This window comes from Microcoleus sp. AT9b-C3 (genome assembly GCF_036705485.1).
Classification (GTDB): Bacteria; Cyanobacteriota; Cyanobacteriia; order Cyanobacteriales; family Microcoleaceae; genus Microcoleus.
Window position 1 is genome coordinate 40,475 of record NZ_JAUBUR010000006.1, and the last position, 16,612, is coordinate 57,086.

17 protein-coding genes are annotated in these 16,612 nt (G+C 45.7%); 9 read left to right on the forward strand and 8 right to left on the reverse strand.

The window, feature by feature from the left end:
• Positions 1 to 106: 106 nt before the first annotated feature.
• Positions 107 to 1,612 carry an SGNH/GDSL hydrolase family protein gene (locus QUB77_RS07610; protein WP_333170927.1) on the reverse strand — a complete coding sequence of 502 codons (1,506 nt, stop codon included), beginning with the start codon at positions 1,610 to 1,612 and terminating at the stop codon, positions 107 to 109.
• 247 nt (positions 1,613 to 1,859) lie between these two features.
• On the opposite strand from QUB77_RS07610, the gene QUB77_RS07615 reads away from it, so the two are divergent.
• Together QUB77_RS07615 and QUB77_RS07620 are read left to right on the forward strand one after the other, a co-directional pair.
• Complete coding sequence (locus tag QUB77_RS07615) at positions 1,860 to 2,204, forward strand: Dethiobiotin synthetase (RefSeq protein WP_333170930.1); 345 nt, start codon at positions 1,860 to 1,862, stop codon at positions 2,202 to 2,204.
• A gap of 177 nt (positions 2,205 to 2,381) precedes the next feature.
• On the forward strand, positions 2,382 to 2,630 hold the full coding sequence (locus QUB77_RS07620; RefSeq protein WP_333159746.1) for a hypothetical protein: 249 nt from the start codon (positions 2,382 to 2,384) through the stop codon (positions 2,628 to 2,630).
• A 254-nt stretch (positions 2,631 to 2,884) separates the two neighbouring features.
• Here QUB77_RS07620 and QUB77_RS07625 read toward each other — a convergent pair whose 3' ends face one another.
• On the reverse strand, positions 2,885 to 3,085 hold the full coding sequence (locus tag QUB77_RS07625) for a hypothetical protein (protein ID WP_333170933.1): 201 nt from the start codon (positions 3,083 to 3,085) through the stop codon (positions 2,885 to 2,887).
• 269 nt (positions 3,086 to 3,354) lie between these two features.
• Here QUB77_RS07625 and QUB77_RS07630 point away from each other — a divergent pair, with 269 nt between their 5' ends.
• Entirely contained in the window at positions 3,355 to 3,747 is a 393-nt protein-coding gene (locus tag QUB77_RS07630; RefSeq protein ID WP_333170936.1) for a hypothetical protein, read from the forward strand.
• Between the two features lie 216 nt (positions 3,748 to 3,963).
• Here the strand turns inward: QUB77_RS07630 and QUB77_RS07635 are convergent, their stop codons facing one another.
• A complete protein-coding gene (locus tag QUB77_RS07635; protein WP_333170938.1) occupies positions 3,964 to 5,250 on the reverse strand; it encodes a glycoside hydrolase family protein in 1,287 nt (428 codons plus the stop codon).
• 288 nt (positions 5,251 to 5,538) lie between these two features.
• The gene (locus QUB77_RS07640) at positions 5,539 to 6,198 is read right to left on the reverse strand and encodes an NAD(P)H-binding protein (RefSeq protein WP_333170940.1); all 660 of its coding nucleotides are present in this window, start codon (positions 6,196 to 6,198) and stop codon (positions 5,539 to 5,541) included.
• A 121-nt stretch (positions 6,199 to 6,319) separates the two neighbouring features.
• Here QUB77_RS07640 and QUB77_RS07645 point away from each other — a divergent pair, with 121 nt between their 5' ends.
• From QUB77_RS07645 to QUB77_RS07655, 3 genes are all read left to right on the forward strand, one after another.
• On the forward strand, positions 6,320 to 7,033 hold the full coding sequence (locus tag QUB77_RS07645) for a DUF1997 domain-containing protein (protein WP_333170943.1): 714 nt from the start codon (positions 6,320 to 6,322) through the stop codon (positions 7,031 to 7,033).
• A gap of 871 nt (positions 7,034 to 7,904) precedes the next feature.
• Positions 7,905 to 10,118 carry an ATP-binding protein gene (locus QUB77_RS07650; RefSeq protein WP_333170946.1) on the forward strand — a complete coding sequence of 738 codons (2,214 nt, stop codon included), beginning with the start codon at positions 7,905 to 7,907 and terminating at the stop codon, positions 10,116 to 10,118.
• A 226-nt stretch (positions 10,119 to 10,344) separates the two neighbouring features.
• Positions 10,345 to 11,811: a response regulator gene (locus QUB77_RS07655; protein ID WP_333170949.1), complete on the forward strand. Its 1,467-nt coding sequence runs from the start codon at positions 10,345 to 10,347 to the stop codon at positions 11,809 to 11,811.
• Positions 11,812 to 12,299: 488 nt separating this feature from the next.
• Here QUB77_RS07655 and hisG read toward each other — a convergent pair whose 3' ends face one another.
• A complete protein-coding gene (gene hisG, locus QUB77_RS07660; protein WP_333076539.1) occupies positions 12,300 to 12,944 on the reverse strand; it encodes an ATP phosphoribosyltransferase in 645 nt (214 codons plus the stop codon).
• Between the two features lie 198 nt (positions 12,945 to 13,142).
• Between hisG and QUB77_RS07665 the strand changes: the two genes are divergently transcribed.
• The 3 genes from QUB77_RS07665 to rppA all read left to right on the forward strand — a co-directional run bounded on the left by QUB77_RS07665 (position 13,143) and on the right by rppA (position 14,933).
• Positions 13,143 to 13,412 (forward strand): hypothetical protein, encoded by a 270-nt coding sequence (locus QUB77_RS07665; protein WP_333170951.1) that lies wholly within the window; start codon positions 13,143 to 13,145, stop codon positions 13,410 to 13,412.
• Between the two features lie 124 nt (positions 13,413 to 13,536).
• Positions 13,537 to 14,187: a glutathione S-transferase family protein gene (locus QUB77_RS07670; protein WP_333170954.1), complete on the forward strand. Its 651-nt coding sequence runs from the start codon at positions 13,537 to 13,539 to the stop codon at positions 14,185 to 14,187.
• A 59-nt stretch (positions 14,188 to 14,246) separates the two neighbouring features.
• The gene (rppA, locus tag QUB77_RS07675; protein ID WP_333170957.1) at positions 14,247 to 14,933 is read left to right on the forward strand and encodes a two-component system response regulator RppA; all 687 of its coding nucleotides are present in this window, start codon (positions 14,247 to 14,249) and stop codon (positions 14,931 to 14,933) included.
• On the opposite strand, the gene QUB77_RS07680 is transcribed toward rppA, so the two are convergent.
• The 3 genes from QUB77_RS07680 to msrA all read right to left on the reverse strand — a co-directional run bounded on the left by QUB77_RS07680 (position 14,930) and on the right by msrA (position 16,581).
• Positions 14,930 to 15,151: a hypothetical protein gene (locus QUB77_RS07680; protein WP_333170960.1), complete on the reverse strand. Its 222-nt coding sequence runs from the start codon at positions 15,149 to 15,151 to the stop codon at positions 14,930 to 14,932. The genes rppA and QUB77_RS07680 overlap by 4 nt on opposite strands.
• 13 nt (positions 15,152 to 15,164) lie before the next feature.
• Complete coding sequence (locus QUB77_RS07685; RefSeq protein WP_333170963.1) at positions 15,165 to 16,001, reverse strand: metallophosphoesterase; 837 nt, start codon at positions 15,999 to 16,001, stop codon at positions 15,165 to 15,167.
• A gap of 106 nt (positions 16,002 to 16,107) precedes the next feature.
• A complete protein-coding gene (gene msrA, locus QUB77_RS07690) occupies positions 16,108 to 16,581 on the reverse strand; it encodes a peptide-methionine (S)-S-oxide reductase MsrA (protein ID WP_333170966.1) in 474 nt (157 codons plus the stop codon).
• Between the last annotated feature and the right edge of the window lie 31 nt (positions 16,582 to 16,612).

Sequence of the window (16,612 nt, forward strand, 5' to 3'; positions counted from 1 at the left end):
TTTGAAAAAGCATCAACGCCCTACGCCGCCAAGGCGATGGCTATAAAATAAACAAGAAGATTGTTTTAACCGCAGATGAACGCAAATAAACGCTGATGCAATTTTATCAGCGTTCATCCGCTGATATCTGCGGTTTAAAACTCTCAACTTGAGATTTTAGATTGGAGAAAGGAGGGCGATACACTCGAATTGCCTCGATTGGAACTTTCCCATCTGTTTCGGGGACGATTTCGAGGGTGTGTTTGGAGTTGCTCAAATTCTGAGCCAATGTTGTAGAATACTCGCGGCTTGAATCTGCAATTTGTGGGGGAACGTATGAATCAACAAACATTGGTCGCACCTGCCAGGAAATCTCAAAGCCTTTAGGCGTCGGTTTTTTAGAGTATTCATAAGCATTTTTCAGCCACCAGTTTCTCGGTTCAATCACAATGCGGCCGGAGTTTGAGACAAACATTTCGTCGTTTGTACCGCTGCCGTCGTAACCTGTTTTAGAACCTACAACGTCAAATTTAAACTTGCTGGCGTCGCTGTTAATCTCAGTAATTACGGCTTTCCAATCTTCGACGATTAGCGGTTTTTGGCTAGATACTTGGATGATTGCCGGCCAAGGAACGCCAGGACTAGCGCTAGGTCTGGTGATGCTGTAAAGTTCAGGAAATTCTGAGGGTTTTTTGCCGTCGATCGCAATTTTAGCAGAAATTGCCTTGCCGTTGAAGGTTTTATCGGCGATCGCATCTATTCTATTTCCTTCAAATTCTAAAACCAACTTACCATCTTGCCACTTAACATCCCTGCCAACCGTATAGGTTTTCACTAAATCCTGCGGCGGTTGAGGATAATTTGGCTTGTATCGCAGGTGCGGTTTTATCAGAGCAGCTAGGAGAAAATTTCCCCAATGGTTGAGGTGAACGCTGTCGCTCAATAGCTGTTTTGGCTGCAAGCGATTGTCTTCCAAATACCTGCGCCAAGGTTCACGAATTTCGGCGATTTCGCAGCCGTATTTATCGGCTAACTCAGGCAGCCATTTAGTAGAATGAGTGTTATGCCATTCGTATCTTTTGACTTCTTCGGGATCGTCGCTGTTGCCTGTCGGCAGCCACTGGATGTGGTCTGAATGCAAGAGTATTTCGCTAGCAGTGCGGCTGCGGACATTGGCAATTATGCCTTCGTAATCTTCACCGCCTCCGTAGACGTGAAAAATTAGCAAGTCTGGATAAAAAGGATACAAATCGTGTTCGCTGGGACGGATTAAAATCGGGGCGGCAAATCCTCCGATTGCCCGATTTTCCACAATCAAATCTGCATTGGGAAATCGCTGTTTCAAATCCTTCACTACATCTTTCCACCAATCTTGCTGAGTGATGGATTGACCGTAGAATAGGATGCGTACTTGGCGGCGGTCTGTTGGAGTGCTAGCCGCAAGTAGCCCCATCGTCCTTTGAATCCTCGCTCCAAAAGTAGCACTATTTTGCATAGGAGCGGGTGGGGGGAATGGCGTATCGGCAGCTATTTTTTTGATGAGCGGAACTAACAGAAAGCTCAGACACAAAAAAAGCAGCCACAAGTAGCGATAAATCTTGGATTTTCTGCTATTTCTTTGGTGTTTTGCCATTGTTTTATTTTTCAGTTATGTAAAACCCACCTATAACTACCAAGAGTAGTTGTAGGGTGCGCATTGCGCACCTTACGAGAGGTTTCGGGTGCAGGACGCGACCTCACGAGTAGCTTTCGGGTACAGGGCTGGCACGCCTCACGAGTAGCTGTAGTGTAGGCTGTATGGAAATATATTACCAAATTGAGGGCGACAAAAAGTGATATAATGCCTGCTAATTAATTGCAGGAGATCGATCGCACCTCAAATGGATTACAAAACAGCCCGCAGTTTTCTGATCGACCAAGGAACCGCCCTGGAAACCAAGAAAAACCCCGACGCCTTCCTGATGCGTCTCAAACAAGGTCAACCGCCCGTACCCGGACAGGTGACATCGATTTTATTAGCTTTAAAAATATTGTTTGAGAGTCTGCAAGAATCTCCAATGCTCGATCGACAATTAATCTCGGCACTGCATTTACTGTCAGTAGAAGGTTTACAGCAATTTGAAGCTGGACTCCGCAGAGGAGTTTCTTGGCCTCCGCTGCTGAAAGAAGACTTAAATCGAATTGCGATCGCAGTCAAGAATATCTTTTCCGGCGTCTGGCAATAATTAACTCGGCAACCAGCGATCCCGATACCCACCGCCAGCAAACTAAAATTTTTTTCTCCATTTTTTTTCTAGAATTATTTGTAAAATTTTATGTTAATCTTGCTACATTTACCCTCAAATTGTGGCATCTTAATATAAGTAAGAATCGATTCTAACAAGCAATTGGAGAAACTCCTCATGAACGCCGAAGAAAAAGCTAGACAACTAATTGCACGAGAAAGGCAGCATAGCGAACACTTGCACGAATCTATGCTCAACCGTTCCTCCCACGAGCTAGAAACACATGGCGAGGGAATTGCTGAAGAAAAAGCCAGAGAATTAATGGCTCAAGAAAGGCAGCACAACGAACACCTGCACGACTCTATGTTAAGCCGTTCCTCCCAAGAGGTAGAGGCATCGATCGCACCCGATGATACTGAAAAATAAATTTTGTTAACACAAAACTTACGGACAAAAACCAAGAAGCCTGGTTTTTATACCATTTTTCATACCCTAACAAAGGGCTGTAAAAATGTTTTTGTATAAACAACCAGGTTTCTCCATCCCGGAATAGTTCAGTACAGCAAAACTATACTCAAATCGAGGAGGATTTTAGGTGCAATCAAAACCGCCCCTGCTTGGTTGACAGCCGCTATCACCAACATCCAACCGCCAAATATAGCAAGAGAAAATGCCAGGTTCTACTCGTCGCGAAAGCTTTCGAGAGATGCCAAAAGAGCTGGCAGTCCCGCTAGCGCAGCCGACACCAGAGCCTCATCTTTGTAAACTCGCGATCGCAGAATACGGGTACTTTTAGACGCAGAGGTGAAAGAGCCTCGCCGTTGGGAATTTTCGGTTTCAACCCGCCCTAAATTTTTTGTTTCTCGCGTCACGCAAAACATAGCAGTATCCTCGCAGTATCGTCAATTAATCCCTAAATATGCGCCCGTAAAATTTCTCACGGCTTGCTGTATGTTTCTATTATTACTCAGATAGGTAATAGAGATGAAACCATGAAATAATTATTCACGATAGCTAGGGATCAACTTAAACTGTTTAACAGCTTTTATTAATTTGTTACACGGGGCGCGTTTGTTTAAGCCGCCCGCAGCGACACAGACACCAGGCAGCCAAAGCAAAATCACCGATTTCACAACAGGAACCCGGATCAATGATGCTAACTCTTAGTGCAGCAACAGTTATAAGTCAAATCAGGCCGACTGTCGAAAGCTTGCGCGACGGAGACTACCGCTACCGAGACTCCTTTGCGATCGATCGACCTTTCAGAGAAATCCAATTTCGCAAACAAGACAGATACATCACCGGCAGCGATTCAGACAAACGCACGGGCAAAAGTTACTGCTTCCGGGGCATCCCCCAGCACAACAACATTATTAACATCACGGTAGCGATCGAAATTTCCCCGAAAACAGCACAGAAAACCGAGTGGAAATTAGCACCGGGAAACCCGATTAATTTCGACAACCTTTATCCGCTGCAAGCTGGGCCTGGATTAGAATTGTACAAATGTTTGACAGCTTTTTTACCCAAATTGAAGGAGTAATTACTCCTTACTTGTTAGTAGTGGTTTCTTAATTGCTTTGGCTTGTTTATCACCAATAACATTCGTTAAGCTGTGGTGCATTTAAGTTGTATTTGTGGGGCGGGCGAGACGCCCACCCCACAATAATTGCATCAAATTTGACTGTAAAATTTAGATGCACCTCAGATTAACAGTTAACAGTTATCACTCAACTGTTAACAGCCAACATTTAACTCCCTAAGAACCAGCATTTTCCAATTCTTCCCGCAGCATTTCCCGGTAGACTTTCGGCAAACGAGAACTCATAGAATTGTTTTCAATTCCATATCCCAAACTCGTCCAAGTTCCTGAAAGCATCCGCAATACGTCGGTTAATCTTTCCTGCCGCAACATCTCAGGAATATCAGCTTTCCAAAACTTGCGATCGCTCAACCAAGCATAAACCACAGCATCCTGATCTTCGGGTTCAAAACTGTAATCTTCCCAGAATAAAAAATTAGCACGACGCGCCTGATAGCGCTTAGCCTTTTCCTTCCAAGTCGTAGTCAGAAATTGATACCTGCCCGCAGCGGTAGTACACTTGCCTCGATTCGGGCCATTAACAATCTTCACGCACCAGTCAGGATGGCGGCTCAAATCTAATATATATTTGCCACCGTAAACAACGTGATAAGGGCGAGAAACATTCGACTCGCTAGCAGAAATAGTACGCATCAGAGCTCGAATGTAAGGATCTCCGGTTTTCATAGCCAGCGGCGGAAATTTTCCCACCCCGCTTGCCGACTGCGACAACTGCTGATTTCCCCGCAAACTGTCAACCACAAAAACACCGCCACCAATCACAGCGCCGATTAAAAGTATAAATCCGAGGATTTGAATCTCCGATCGCCTCAGCAAACCTCTTTTTCGACGGCCAAATTTCTCAGCTTCCAGCAAAGTCATTTCCATTTCCGAAATTTCGGCCCATTTTCGCGCCACCCGCATCCGGCGCACCCGAAAATCGTATTGATATAGGGGGGCCGCTAACAGCGTTAAACTCGATAAAGCCCCCGCCAATTTAATCAGCCAGAAATCTAATTCACCGGCTATGGCAACATTTGTTAGAGTAGATATTCCTGTTAGTAACTGGGCCGGATCGATCGATCGCGCTGGCCAATAAAAAATTGCAAGTTGCACCAATAGCGACAGATTAAATGCAAAAAAAATCACTACAACAGCATTCAAGCCTTCTCGCAAGTGCGATCGAATACCAGTGTGCCTGCGCTTGAACTTGCGCGCAACGCGAAAGCGCCCCGGCAGCATAATTAGTAAGGGATTTAAGATTTTGACTGCGAACAAGTGACAAACAAAAAACACAGGCAACTGAATCAGCCAAGCCGCCAGCAGTAGAGTCAGAAAGCCGATATCGTCGCTGACAAAAGGAATGCCCCGGCGAAGGACAAAACTAAAACTCTGAGCGAGAGCAAATGCCCTTAACCACGAAATCGGATAGGGGAACCAAGCTGGCCACTTGAGAGTTTTCATGCTGGGAGAGAGAAATTTCAACGGCGAATCGTAAAACTATTAAGATTTTGCCAGATTTGGCGATCGGAAAATTGTTGTAGGGTGCGTCAGCTCAAATCTTTGACCCAAATCACATCTTGCACCATTCTCGATAAGCCTTTTTTGGGCGGGCAGGATGCCCACCCCACAAGAAAATGCACTTTTTGTGGAACAGGCCGGAAAGCCTGTTCTTGACAATGGTGCAACATCTCAGATCTAAATCAAAGTGTTTTTTGTCTGACGCACCGAACCCAAGCGAGGCTAATTCAATCAAATCACACTGGCAAACAACTCCTCAAAACTCTTTTGCGGAGCCTCCGGCTTCGCCACAATTTCGACAACTTTGTTGCGAGAAGTCGGCTGAAACAGCGCCTCCACGCACACTTGGGCTACCTTAGTGCGGGGAATGCTGCTCTCAAACATTTTGTCGGCACCAGTCATGACGATCGCATCTGAATTATCCTCATTTTTGAGACCGCCCGGACGGACGATCGTATAAGTTAGGCCGCTTTTTTGCAAATACTCCTCAGCTTGTTTCTTCCAAACGAGAATCAGCCAGAACAAATTTAGCGGGTGAAAAAACTGAGAGACGCACAGAGAAGTCACCAGCACAAAATGGTCAATGCCCTTAGCCTTAGCTGCATCCACCAAATTTTTAGTACCTTCAAAATCCACCTTGTAAGGCGCTGTCGGGTCAAAACCAGGGGCCGCCCCCGTCGCACACAGCAATACCGTACTATCGCCGATGGCATTGCCCAGGGAAGTCGCATTTAATACATCTCCCGTCACTAACTCAGCCTCCGGTGGTAAAATTTGTCTAGCTGCCTCTAGATTTCGGACTAAGGCGCGCACGGGAATACCTCGCTTGACCAATTCTGCGACGATGCGGCGGCCAGTCTGACCTGTGGCTCCTGCTACAAATGCTTTCATAAGTCGAGTTATGCTGAACTAGGGTAAGTTTTGTTACTATCAATTTCTCAATTGTAGGGAGGAAACTCCCTTAACACATCCCCAACCGGATCGATTGGCGTGTATAACAGGAGAGCATACGATGAAGCAGGATTCCGCTGAATATCAAACTGTTGAAGCTTCTGACGAAAATTACTACCCAGATGGGAGTTTCCAACAGCCCGAAAGTGGAAGCGCGGATGCAGCAGAGGAAGTTGAGCCGATTTGGTTTCACACGCATTTTGAAGACAGCATGGAGATGTACGCCGATGCGGAGACGGTGGCAAAGCATTTGAACAACCACAAGACTTGGTTTTGCCAGTGCGCTTCGCCGATGAAGGCCCAGCCACTCGGAGAAAACGGCTACGATTTATTAATCGGGCGTTTTGGGGCTTTCGGCTACCGTGTTGAAGCGAGAATTGGTTTAGAGTTGCTGCCGCCTGACGCTGAAGGCTGCTATTTAATTAAGACTATTCCGGTTCCGAATTATACCTCGCCTGGGTATGAAGTGGATTTTTGCTCGGCAATGAAGCTAGTGGAGATACCCTCTCAGGAGTTTGCCGCCGATTGGCCGAGCTCGGAACGTGCTAAGCTGCCGCCTGCGATTACCAGCGCTACCTGGAAGCTGGATTTGGCTGTGGGAGTTTGCTTTCCCAAGTTTATTCGATCGATGTCTCAACCTTTAATAGAAAAAACCGGCGATGCGCTTTTGGAAAAAATCATCAAACAAGTTAACCGGCGCTTGACTTATAAAACTCAGCTTGTTTTTCACGAAAGTTTGGGCATTCCTTTTCCGAAAAATCCTAAGAAACATTAAGAATACTTACGCTCTAACCTGTACTGCATTTAAATTGTATGTTAAGTGCGGGATATCCTCCCCACCCCACAAGAGTAAAGATTTATTTTACTCTGCAATTTAAATGCGGATTAGCTTAACTCGCATTTGTAGGGTGTGCACTGCACACCTTACTCATAAGTGCGACACTCATAAGTGCGATCGTAATAACTCCTACCCTTGTAGATTTTCGACTTTGGCGTGAGCGCTCCGCCGCACAATTTTAGATTAAATTATTGGGAATAACTAATTGTTGATGGGTTGGGATAACGAGCCTAAAGTTGCTTTTTTGAAACGGATATCACTGTCTCCGTGCGCGCCTTATGCCTATGTCTTTGAATCCAACACTTGCTTGAGCACTTAATCCCAATAACCAAGTTATTGCTAATCAAAATTAAGGGTAATGTCATGATTGCATTTTACATATAGCAATCCTTGCAGTAGTCGTATTTTTTTTACCTCACCCCAACCCTACCCGAACCTGCGGGGAGTCCGTAAGAAATTCACAAATTATTTAGGATTGCTATATGCTGATTTATTATCGCCGGAATTAGTTTTTATTATGAGTCAATTTAGCACAGGGGTGGACACAATAGTTTCAAGTCAGATGCCATCAACTTCGACAGCACTATTATTAAAAAAATCGGCTTCTGTTATAAGGATTTCCCTCCTTATTGCCTCATGATTAACCACTGTAGCGATGCAGTTCAAAGCAGGTTCCGATCGCCCTCAGAAACCAGCAAGTGTCTTAGATCACAAGGCTTATCGATCCCCCTCACTGCCCAAAAACCTAAAATTATGTCACATTAAGTAAGGGGTTATAAAATAACTCTTGCCATATCCCTAGAAAGTTATGACAACGAAACTAAGAGCTACACACACAGAGAAAATGGAGAGAGACTTGCACCAGTTGAGGGCAGACCAAGAACTGATTCTCAACCAAGTAGACAATGCGATCGCTCTGTTCGACTCGTCTGACTGCTTAGTTTTGTTTAACAAAAAATTGGCCGGAATGTGGGAACTGTCCCCCGAATGGCTGGAAACAAAGCCGAAGTGTCACTTGCTGTTTGCGGAAATTGTCGATCGGGGTTACTTGTCTGTTCAGCAGTGGCAAGAGTTTCAGCAAGCACTCGAAACATCTAAGCAGGAAAGTTTATCATTTTATTTCGAGCAATCCAATGCGGTTTGTTTGGAAGTTGGCGCCACGATTACCAACAGTGGCGGACGGCTGTTAACCTTTCGAGACGTTACGGTATATCAAAACTCCCAAGCTAGTTTGAACGCAGAAGTCAGGCGGCTGAGCTTTCTTTTAGGTTTAACCGAACGCCTGCAAAAGTCTGACAGTTTGCAAGAAATAGGTCAGTTTGCCCTCACCTATCTAGTAGAGGCAATGAATGCTGCTTTCGGAGATGTCAAGGTGATTAGCGGCAAGGGAAACTATCGCCAAGCGTCGGGGATTTGCAACCAAGTTTCTAGTCAATTTTTGGCTACTTACGGGGAACCCGTAGTCGCAGGAATGCAAGAATTGCTCGACCAAGGCATTCCCTACGGCATCGGTTTGCTGTGGGAAGTAGTGAAAACTGGTAAACCTGTGTTTGTCGAGGATTATGCCCAACATCCCAATGCCGTGCCGGAATTTCGGCATCCGGGAATTGGACAACTGGGCATTTTTCCGATCGCAGCTACCGACGGCGCGATCATCGGAGTCCTGACGCTGGAGTCTCGCAACATCAAAAAACTGCAAGCCGCCGTCCACCAAGAAGTGCTGGAGGCTGCTTGCCGGACTTTGGGGGCCGCGATCGAGCGGGCTCAGACACAAGAAAACCTGCGCCAAGTTAACGAACAATTAGAGTATTCTTCTCAGTTGAAATCCGAGTTTTTAGCCTCAATGTCCCACGAATTGCGGACGCCTCTCAACAGCATTCTCGGCTTTTCTGACTTGCTGCTGCGGCAAACAGCCGGACAGTTGAGCGATCGACAAATCAACTATGTAGAACTGATCGAAAAAAGCGGCCAGCACTTGTTGCAGCTAATCAACGATATTCTCGATCTTTCTAAAATAGAAGCCGGGAAAGTAGAACTAAATTTACAGCCTGTTCGCGTTCAAGAACTCGCGAGCGACTGTCTGAAAATGATGCAGCCACGGGCCGACAAAAAGCGAATCGGTTTGTCTTTAGAACTCGACTACCGTATTACTAAAGTTTGGCTCGACGAACGGCGAGTGCGACAAATTGTGATTAATTTACTTTCCAATGCCATCAAATTTACCCCCGAACAGGGACAAGTTAAACTCAGCGGGCGTCTGGTCTACGGCAGTGAAATAGACGGCGACTATCGGCCGGATTGTTCTCCTGTAAATGCCAGCACTCCTTATTTTTGTTTTGAGGTGCAAGACTCCGGCATCGGTATTCCTCAAGACCGCTGGCACTTGCTATTTCGACCTTTTCAACAGGTCGATTCTTCCCTGACTAGGCGGCACGAAGGTACAGGTTTGGGTTTGGCTTTGACTAAGCGTCTGGCAGAATTGCACGGGGGAACTGTTTCTTTTCAATCTGTTTGCGATCGGGGAAGTATTTTCCGCGTTTGGCTGCCTTTGACGGAGATGCGTCAACAGTTGGGAAACTTTGCTTCTTGTGCTTTGGATACAAAGTTAGTGCCTGGTTCTGCGATTGCTTTACCCATTGCCAGGAAGCGGATTTTGGTTGTCGAAGACCAGCCTTTTAACCAAATGTTAATTTCTGAGGTGATGGAATTGGAGGGGTACGGGGTAGAGATACTCGCGGATGGGAAGGCGATGGCCGATCGTATTCTCGCCGCCTCTGCTGCCCCGGACTTGCTGCCGGATTTGATTTTGATGGACATTCAGTTGCCGGATGTTGACGGCTTTGAGTTGATGCGCCGAGTTAAAGCAGATCCTGTCTGGGACTCGGTACCGATGATTGCGGTGACGGCGATGGCTATGCCCGGTGACAGCGAGCGATGTTTGGAAGCTGGCGCTTCTGCTTATTTGAGCAAGCCACTGGATTTAAATTTGACGATCGCTACTGTCCGTTCTTTTCTGGGCTAACAATAATTATTTGCAGTTCCAGCACTGCCATTTATGATAATTGATAACAACAAAGGTTAAACTCAAGAGTAGATAAATATGTATATGACTTGCCCGCACTTGCCTCCGAAAGCCGGTTCCTACGAAAAATATCGAGTTTAGTAACGAGAAATATACGCATCAACCAGTTTTCGAGCTTTCCCACGCGCAACTCCCGAGCTAAATTCCATATATTAGATCATATTCCATGTCAAACAAGTCGCCCTGCATCATGTTGGTTGATGACGAGCCAGCTAATCTGACTTTACTGGAAGAGTTATTACACCTGAAAGGATACGCTACAGTATCAGCGCTATCTGGCCATGAAGCACTCTCCCTCGCCCGCGCCTCTCGACCCGATTTAATTTTATTAGATATTATGATGCCGGAGATGAACGGTTTTGATGTGTGCGATATCCTGCGGAAGGATACGGCATTGCAAACTGTACCGGTGATTTTTTTAACTGCCCTCGCTGACGATATGTCTCGGATCAAAGGGTTAGAAATGATGGCAGATGATTATTTAACAAAGCCTTTTAACAGTCGTTTGTTGCTGGCGAAAGTGGAAAATATTTTGCATTTGAGTCAAATGCGATCGCAAGCTGTATCTTCCCAACTCCACCAGCAAGTCAAAGAGCAAAGCAAACGCCAAATCGCCGCAGCTTGGGAAGCCAACGAATATCTTTCAGAAAAATTTCAGCTATTTGTGCCAGAGCAACTTCTCGGACGAATTGCGCCGAAAGGAATAGAATCTATTCAGTTGGGAAATGTCACAGAAGAAGAGCTGACTGTTTTATTTTGCGACATTCGCGGGTTTACTACGATCGCCGAATCTCAACCAGCTCGCGAGACTTTTGAATGGTTGAACGCTTTTTTTACTCAAATGAACGATTGCATAACGTCTCATGGCGGGTTTATTGATAAATACCTAGGCGATGCAATCATGGCAGTATTTGACAAGCCGAATTCTCACGCTATGGATGCGATCGAAGCCGCAGTAGCAATGCAAGAAACTTTGCAAGAATTTAATGCCAGCCGCCACAAATACAATTTAGAATCTCCCGTCAATATTGGTACGGGAATTAACACAGGTATCGGCATGATTGGGACTTTAGGTTCCGATCGCCGCATGGACTCAACAGTCATCGGCGATGTGGTAAATACAGCTTCTCGGTTAGAAAATTTAACTAAAATATACGGTTGCCAAATTATTGTTAGCGAAAATGCGATCGTTCATGCGAGAGAATTTCTAAATGGCATCAGTTCCCACTCCCACTCAAAAGAAAGTCTATTATTAAAGTGCGACTTAGAAGTGGAAACACAGGAGAGTATTATTTCTACTTCTGAGGCGACTGCTGCTGACAGCCATTTGCCCAGCAACAATTATTACTATCGCTGGATCGATCGAGTAACCCCGCGCGGCAAGCAGCAAGCTATTGAAATCTACGAAATCTGGGCAGCCTCCTGTCCCGACTCGGAGGCAAAGCAGCTTACCCAGGGTTTATTTGACAAAGGAATTCAAGGATGGCAATCCGAAAGATTTGTCGCAGCCTTGGGATATTTTCAGCAACTAATCGAACAAAACCCTGCTGATACAGTCGTCCGTTTTTATATAAATCGCTGCCAGGAAAAACTAGGTTTTATACCTGTAAGTAACCGCTCAGAAATCAACTAAATAGAACCAGTTCGTACAGATAATTTCAGTCCTCTTTCTTACCGCAAATACCAGCTAAGCTAAAAAAATCCCGTTCTTAGTGAGGACTTCAGTCCTCTTTTTTAGCGCAAATAAGGACTCAAGTCCTGGGTACGAACCTATACCAATTCTGAAAAGTAGGCTAGCATCTGTAGGGGCACGGCAATGCCGTGTCCGGCGCAGGGAGTAGGACACGACATTGCTGTTTAGTGTCAACTTAACGTACAACTAATAGTCTGGCTCTTGTTGAAACCCGTGCCTCAAAGCTAAAGTCCTCTTGCATAGGACTAATGAGTTCTTAAGTCCTTTTGGAGAGGACTTTAGCTATAAGCCCCGTGGAATTCATTCCCGCTTAGGACTGAGCGGCGGACGGAAGGACTGAGCGGACTGACAGCTTAAGTTGACGCCAATGGGCAATGCCGTTTCCCTACTTATCTACGAACCAATCAAAGCACTCTAATTTTAGACCCTCAAACAGTAGTCAAAACTTGCTCTCTCAACTTCCCGATCAACTCATTCACCCCCCCCGCATTCAAACGGTAACTCAGAGGATGACCGATTAAATAAGCTGAACTTTCAAACAAAACATCAATTTCCACCAAACCATTTTCTCGCAAAGTTTTGCCAGTCGAAACCAAATCCACAATTGCCTCCGACATACCCGTAATCGGCCCTAACTCCACAGAACCGTAAAGCGGCACAATTTCCACCGGCAAATTCAAATTGTGAAAATATTCTCTTGCACAGTGTACGAACTTAGAAGCCACTCTACCGTGAGGAGGCAAATCTACAGTTCGTCGATAAGAACTAGATTCCTTGACAGCCACCGACAGCCGACACTTGCCAAATTTTAAATCAATTAAATTGGCAACTTTCGGCTTTTTTTCCCGCAAAACATCATAGCCAGCAATCCCCAAATCTGCTTGACCGTATTCCACATAAACCGGCACGTCATGCGTCCTTACTAGCAAAGCTTTTGCAGTGCCTGTAGGGTCATAAATTTGAAGTTGTCGGTTAGAGGAATCGAGAAAAGCACTGAAGTCTAATCCAACCGATTTAAACAGCCGAATGCTATCTCCTAACAGTCCGCCTTTGGGAAGTGCAACAGTAATCATGTCAATTTTTAGAGTGTAAATTTATCAATTTGGGAAGGGGGCGATCGCGGTATAAGCAGAAACAGCTTTTACCAAACTCAGAATAACACATAGAGTTCATAGCGAAAAATAAATTTCGGGTATTGCTTGATCCTTTGTTTGAGGATATATTATATTTAGTAATTTTTTATTGAGTCAATTTTTTAAACGGCGGTCGGTATGGAAAACGCTCAAGAATTTGACGAAAATTTTCCCGAAAATTTTCACAGTGTAGACCCGGATTCCGTGAAAAAGATTACAGTAGATGAAATCCTCTCAGGCGGTGGTGTAGAGAGGGAGGAAATGGACTATACAGTAGCTGTACCTAGCGCTAACCAGGCTAGGGTTCCCAGGGACAGAGGCTTCTCATCTCAGGTGCAATCAAGCGTGTTCGATCGCGCCCCCCGATCGAAGTTTGCAGAAAAACGCGGAACGCTGGGAGGCTGTTAATGTAAAATGCTTGCAGAGGCTGGTGCACAGAACCCGACGATCGCCATTGTGTGTCACGCCTTTGTGTATTCAACTCTAAAACTTAAACTTTAATGGGCGATCGCCAATAGCTGACAGCTAAACTATGACCGAATTGACACTTGTTATTGGCAACAAAAATTATTCTTCTTGGTCGCTGCGCGCTTGGCTGGCGATGAAACAAGCTGGACTGGAATTTGCCGAGGTGAGAATCCCCTTAGACTGGCCGACAACGCATGAAGAAATTCGGCGCTATTCTCCATCGGGAAAAGTGCCAGTTTTAATCGACGGCGACTTAAAAGTGTGGGAATCTTTAGCAATTTGCGAATATGTTGCCGATCGCTTTGCAAATGATTTGTGGCCGACAGATGTAGCGGAACGCGCGATCGCCCGTTCCATTGCTGCCGAAATGCACGCGGGGTTCCAAAATTTGCGCGACAATATGCCGATGGACTGCCGCAACCGCTATCCGGGAGAAGGGATGACCCCCGGTGTAGAAGCAGAGATCGATCGCATCTTTGCCATTTGGCGCGAATGCAGGCAAAAATTCGGAACAGGTGGCAATATGCTGTTCGGAAAATTCACAGTTGTTGACGCTATGTTTGCCCCTGTTGTGATGCGTTTTGTCACCTACGGAGTCAAATTAGATTCAGTAGCAAAAGCTTATGCGGATGCAATTTGGGCACTACCTGCCATCCAGGAATGGGTAGCAGCAGCTTGCAGCGAATCGGAAAGTATTCCACACATTAAAATCTAGGAAAAATCAGTTTACTTAACTTAAAATCTCAAATTTTAAGTCTCAAATATGAAATCAGGATGCGGATTCTTTTAGTTGATGATGAAGTTGAGTTAACTGACCCTTTGAGTCGAGTCTTAACGCGCGAAGGTTATACAGTTGATGTGGCATTTGACGGAGCAAGTGGCAGCAATTTAGCAATACAGGGCAATTACGATTTACTAATTTTGGATTGGATGCTGCCGAGACAAACCGGACTAGCAATTTGCCAGAATTTGCGATCGCAAGGACGGAATACGCCAGTGCTATTTCTCACCGCCAAAGATACCGTAGACGATCGCGTACAAGGACTCGACGCCGGTGCAGACGACTATTTAGTCAAACCTTTTGAACTGCGAGAACTCCTAGCCAGAGTCCGCGCATTACTGCGGCGGCCTCCTACTTTTGATGCCGAGGTGGCTGTCGGGCGGCTGCAAGTGGCAGATTTACAGCTAGACTACGACAATCAATTAGCTTATCGGGGCGATCGTACAATTGACTTATCAGAAAAAGAATGTCAGTTATTAGAATACTTAATGCGCCATCCCGGTCAATTGCTAACACACGAACAAATCCACCAATATTTGTGGAGTGAAGCCGAAAAACCCAGCAGCAATGTATTAGCCGCTCAAATCCGCCTGCTGCGCCGCAAAATAGAAGCACCGGGCGAATCTGTGCTAATCCACACAGTCTACGGCAGAGGCTATCGCTTTGGAGAAGCCAATTAAAAATAATAGCAATTGTACAAAAATCCCTCTTCCCTCTTCCTTCTTTCCTCTTCCTTCTTCCTTCTTCCGACGGACATCGGACTGACATCCGTTGCATCCGTTACATCCGTGGAGCGAATCCGTTGCCGAACTTCCTTCTTTCTGACATCCGTTACATCCGTGGAGCGAATCCGTTGCCGAACTTCCCTCTTCCTGTCTATTATCGGGAAAGTGTGCACCCTCAACCCGCCCTTACCGATGTTGACAAACCAAAGTAATTACTGTCACCTCCGGGGGACAAAATAGCCTTCCCGGCGAATAAGTTCCCAAACCCCGATTCACGTACAGCAAATTACTCCCCACCTGATGCAAACCGCTAGCCCATTCCCAGTGAGTAACTACTCTATCGCAACCCGACAGCAAAGGAATGAACTTTCGGATTCGTTTAGGAATCAAATAGCCAATTTTTCTGACCCAAGCGTACAAAGGGCCGATACCAGGAATAACGATTTGACCGCCGTGAGTGTGCCCAGACAACTGTAAATCAATTCGCCAATTTTGCAGCTTTTCAGCAGTATCAGGATTGTGAGACAAGACAATCCGAGAAATGGCGGGATTTATTGATGCCATTACAGGTTTAGGCGCGAAATCGCCCGACCAAAAATCTGCCAGCCCAACTAAAGCCAATTCTGGCCCCAAAGGATAGATTGCTTCGTTGTACAAAACCCTAATCCCCACGCTATTTAAAGCATTAGCAACCTCTGTTTTTGCCCCCGGCCAATAGTGGTCGTGATTGCCCAAAACCGCGTAAATTCCCACTCGACTTTGCAAGTTTTTCAATCGCTGCACTAAGCCGTAAATAGGTGCGGGATCGTAGGTAATAAAGTCACCGGTTAAAAAAATCAAGTCGGGTTCGGCTTCATTGGCCGCAGCAATCGCCTCTTCTAGCAACCCTTCCGATAGTCGCACCCCGTCATAGTGAAAGTCAGTAAGCTGTACAATTTTAGTACCCGATAGATTTGCTGGAAGATTGGCGATGGGTATTGTTAAATACTCTACTCGAAGTTTTCCAGTTAATAACCTGTGCATAAATCTAAGGTTTATTGATGACAAAGCGCCACCTCTAGCTTAGCAAATAAACACGCAAGACTGCCAAACTAGATATTCTTCCCTTTTCCTTCTGTCATCTGACTTGTTAACTAATAACTTTTGACGAATGTCGCTTCTTCTCAATATATTGTTGGTGGTAATCCTCTGCCATATAAAATTCAGCAGCAGGTTTGATTTCGGTGGCAATGTCTTTGTCGTATTTACCGGAAGTTTGCAATTTTTGTTTGGAGAGGCGAGCGGCTTTTTCTTGTTCGGAATTATGATAAAAAATCACCGACCTGTACTGTTCGCCTCTATCGGGGCCTTGGCGATTGATTTGGGTGGGATCGTGACAGTTCCAGAATACCTCTAGCAGTGCTTCGTAACTCACCTGCGATCGATCGTACTCTACGAGCACGGCTTCAGCGTGACCGGTGACTCTAGCGCAAACATCGAGGTAGCACGGGTTCGGCCAGTGACCTCCTGTGTAGCCCGCAGCAGTCGAGACGACACCCGCAACGGCGCGAAACTTGTGTTCAACTCCCCAAAAACAACCGGCGGCAAATGTGGCTTTTTCCATCGTGTTACTCATCGTATTGAGATAAAACTTG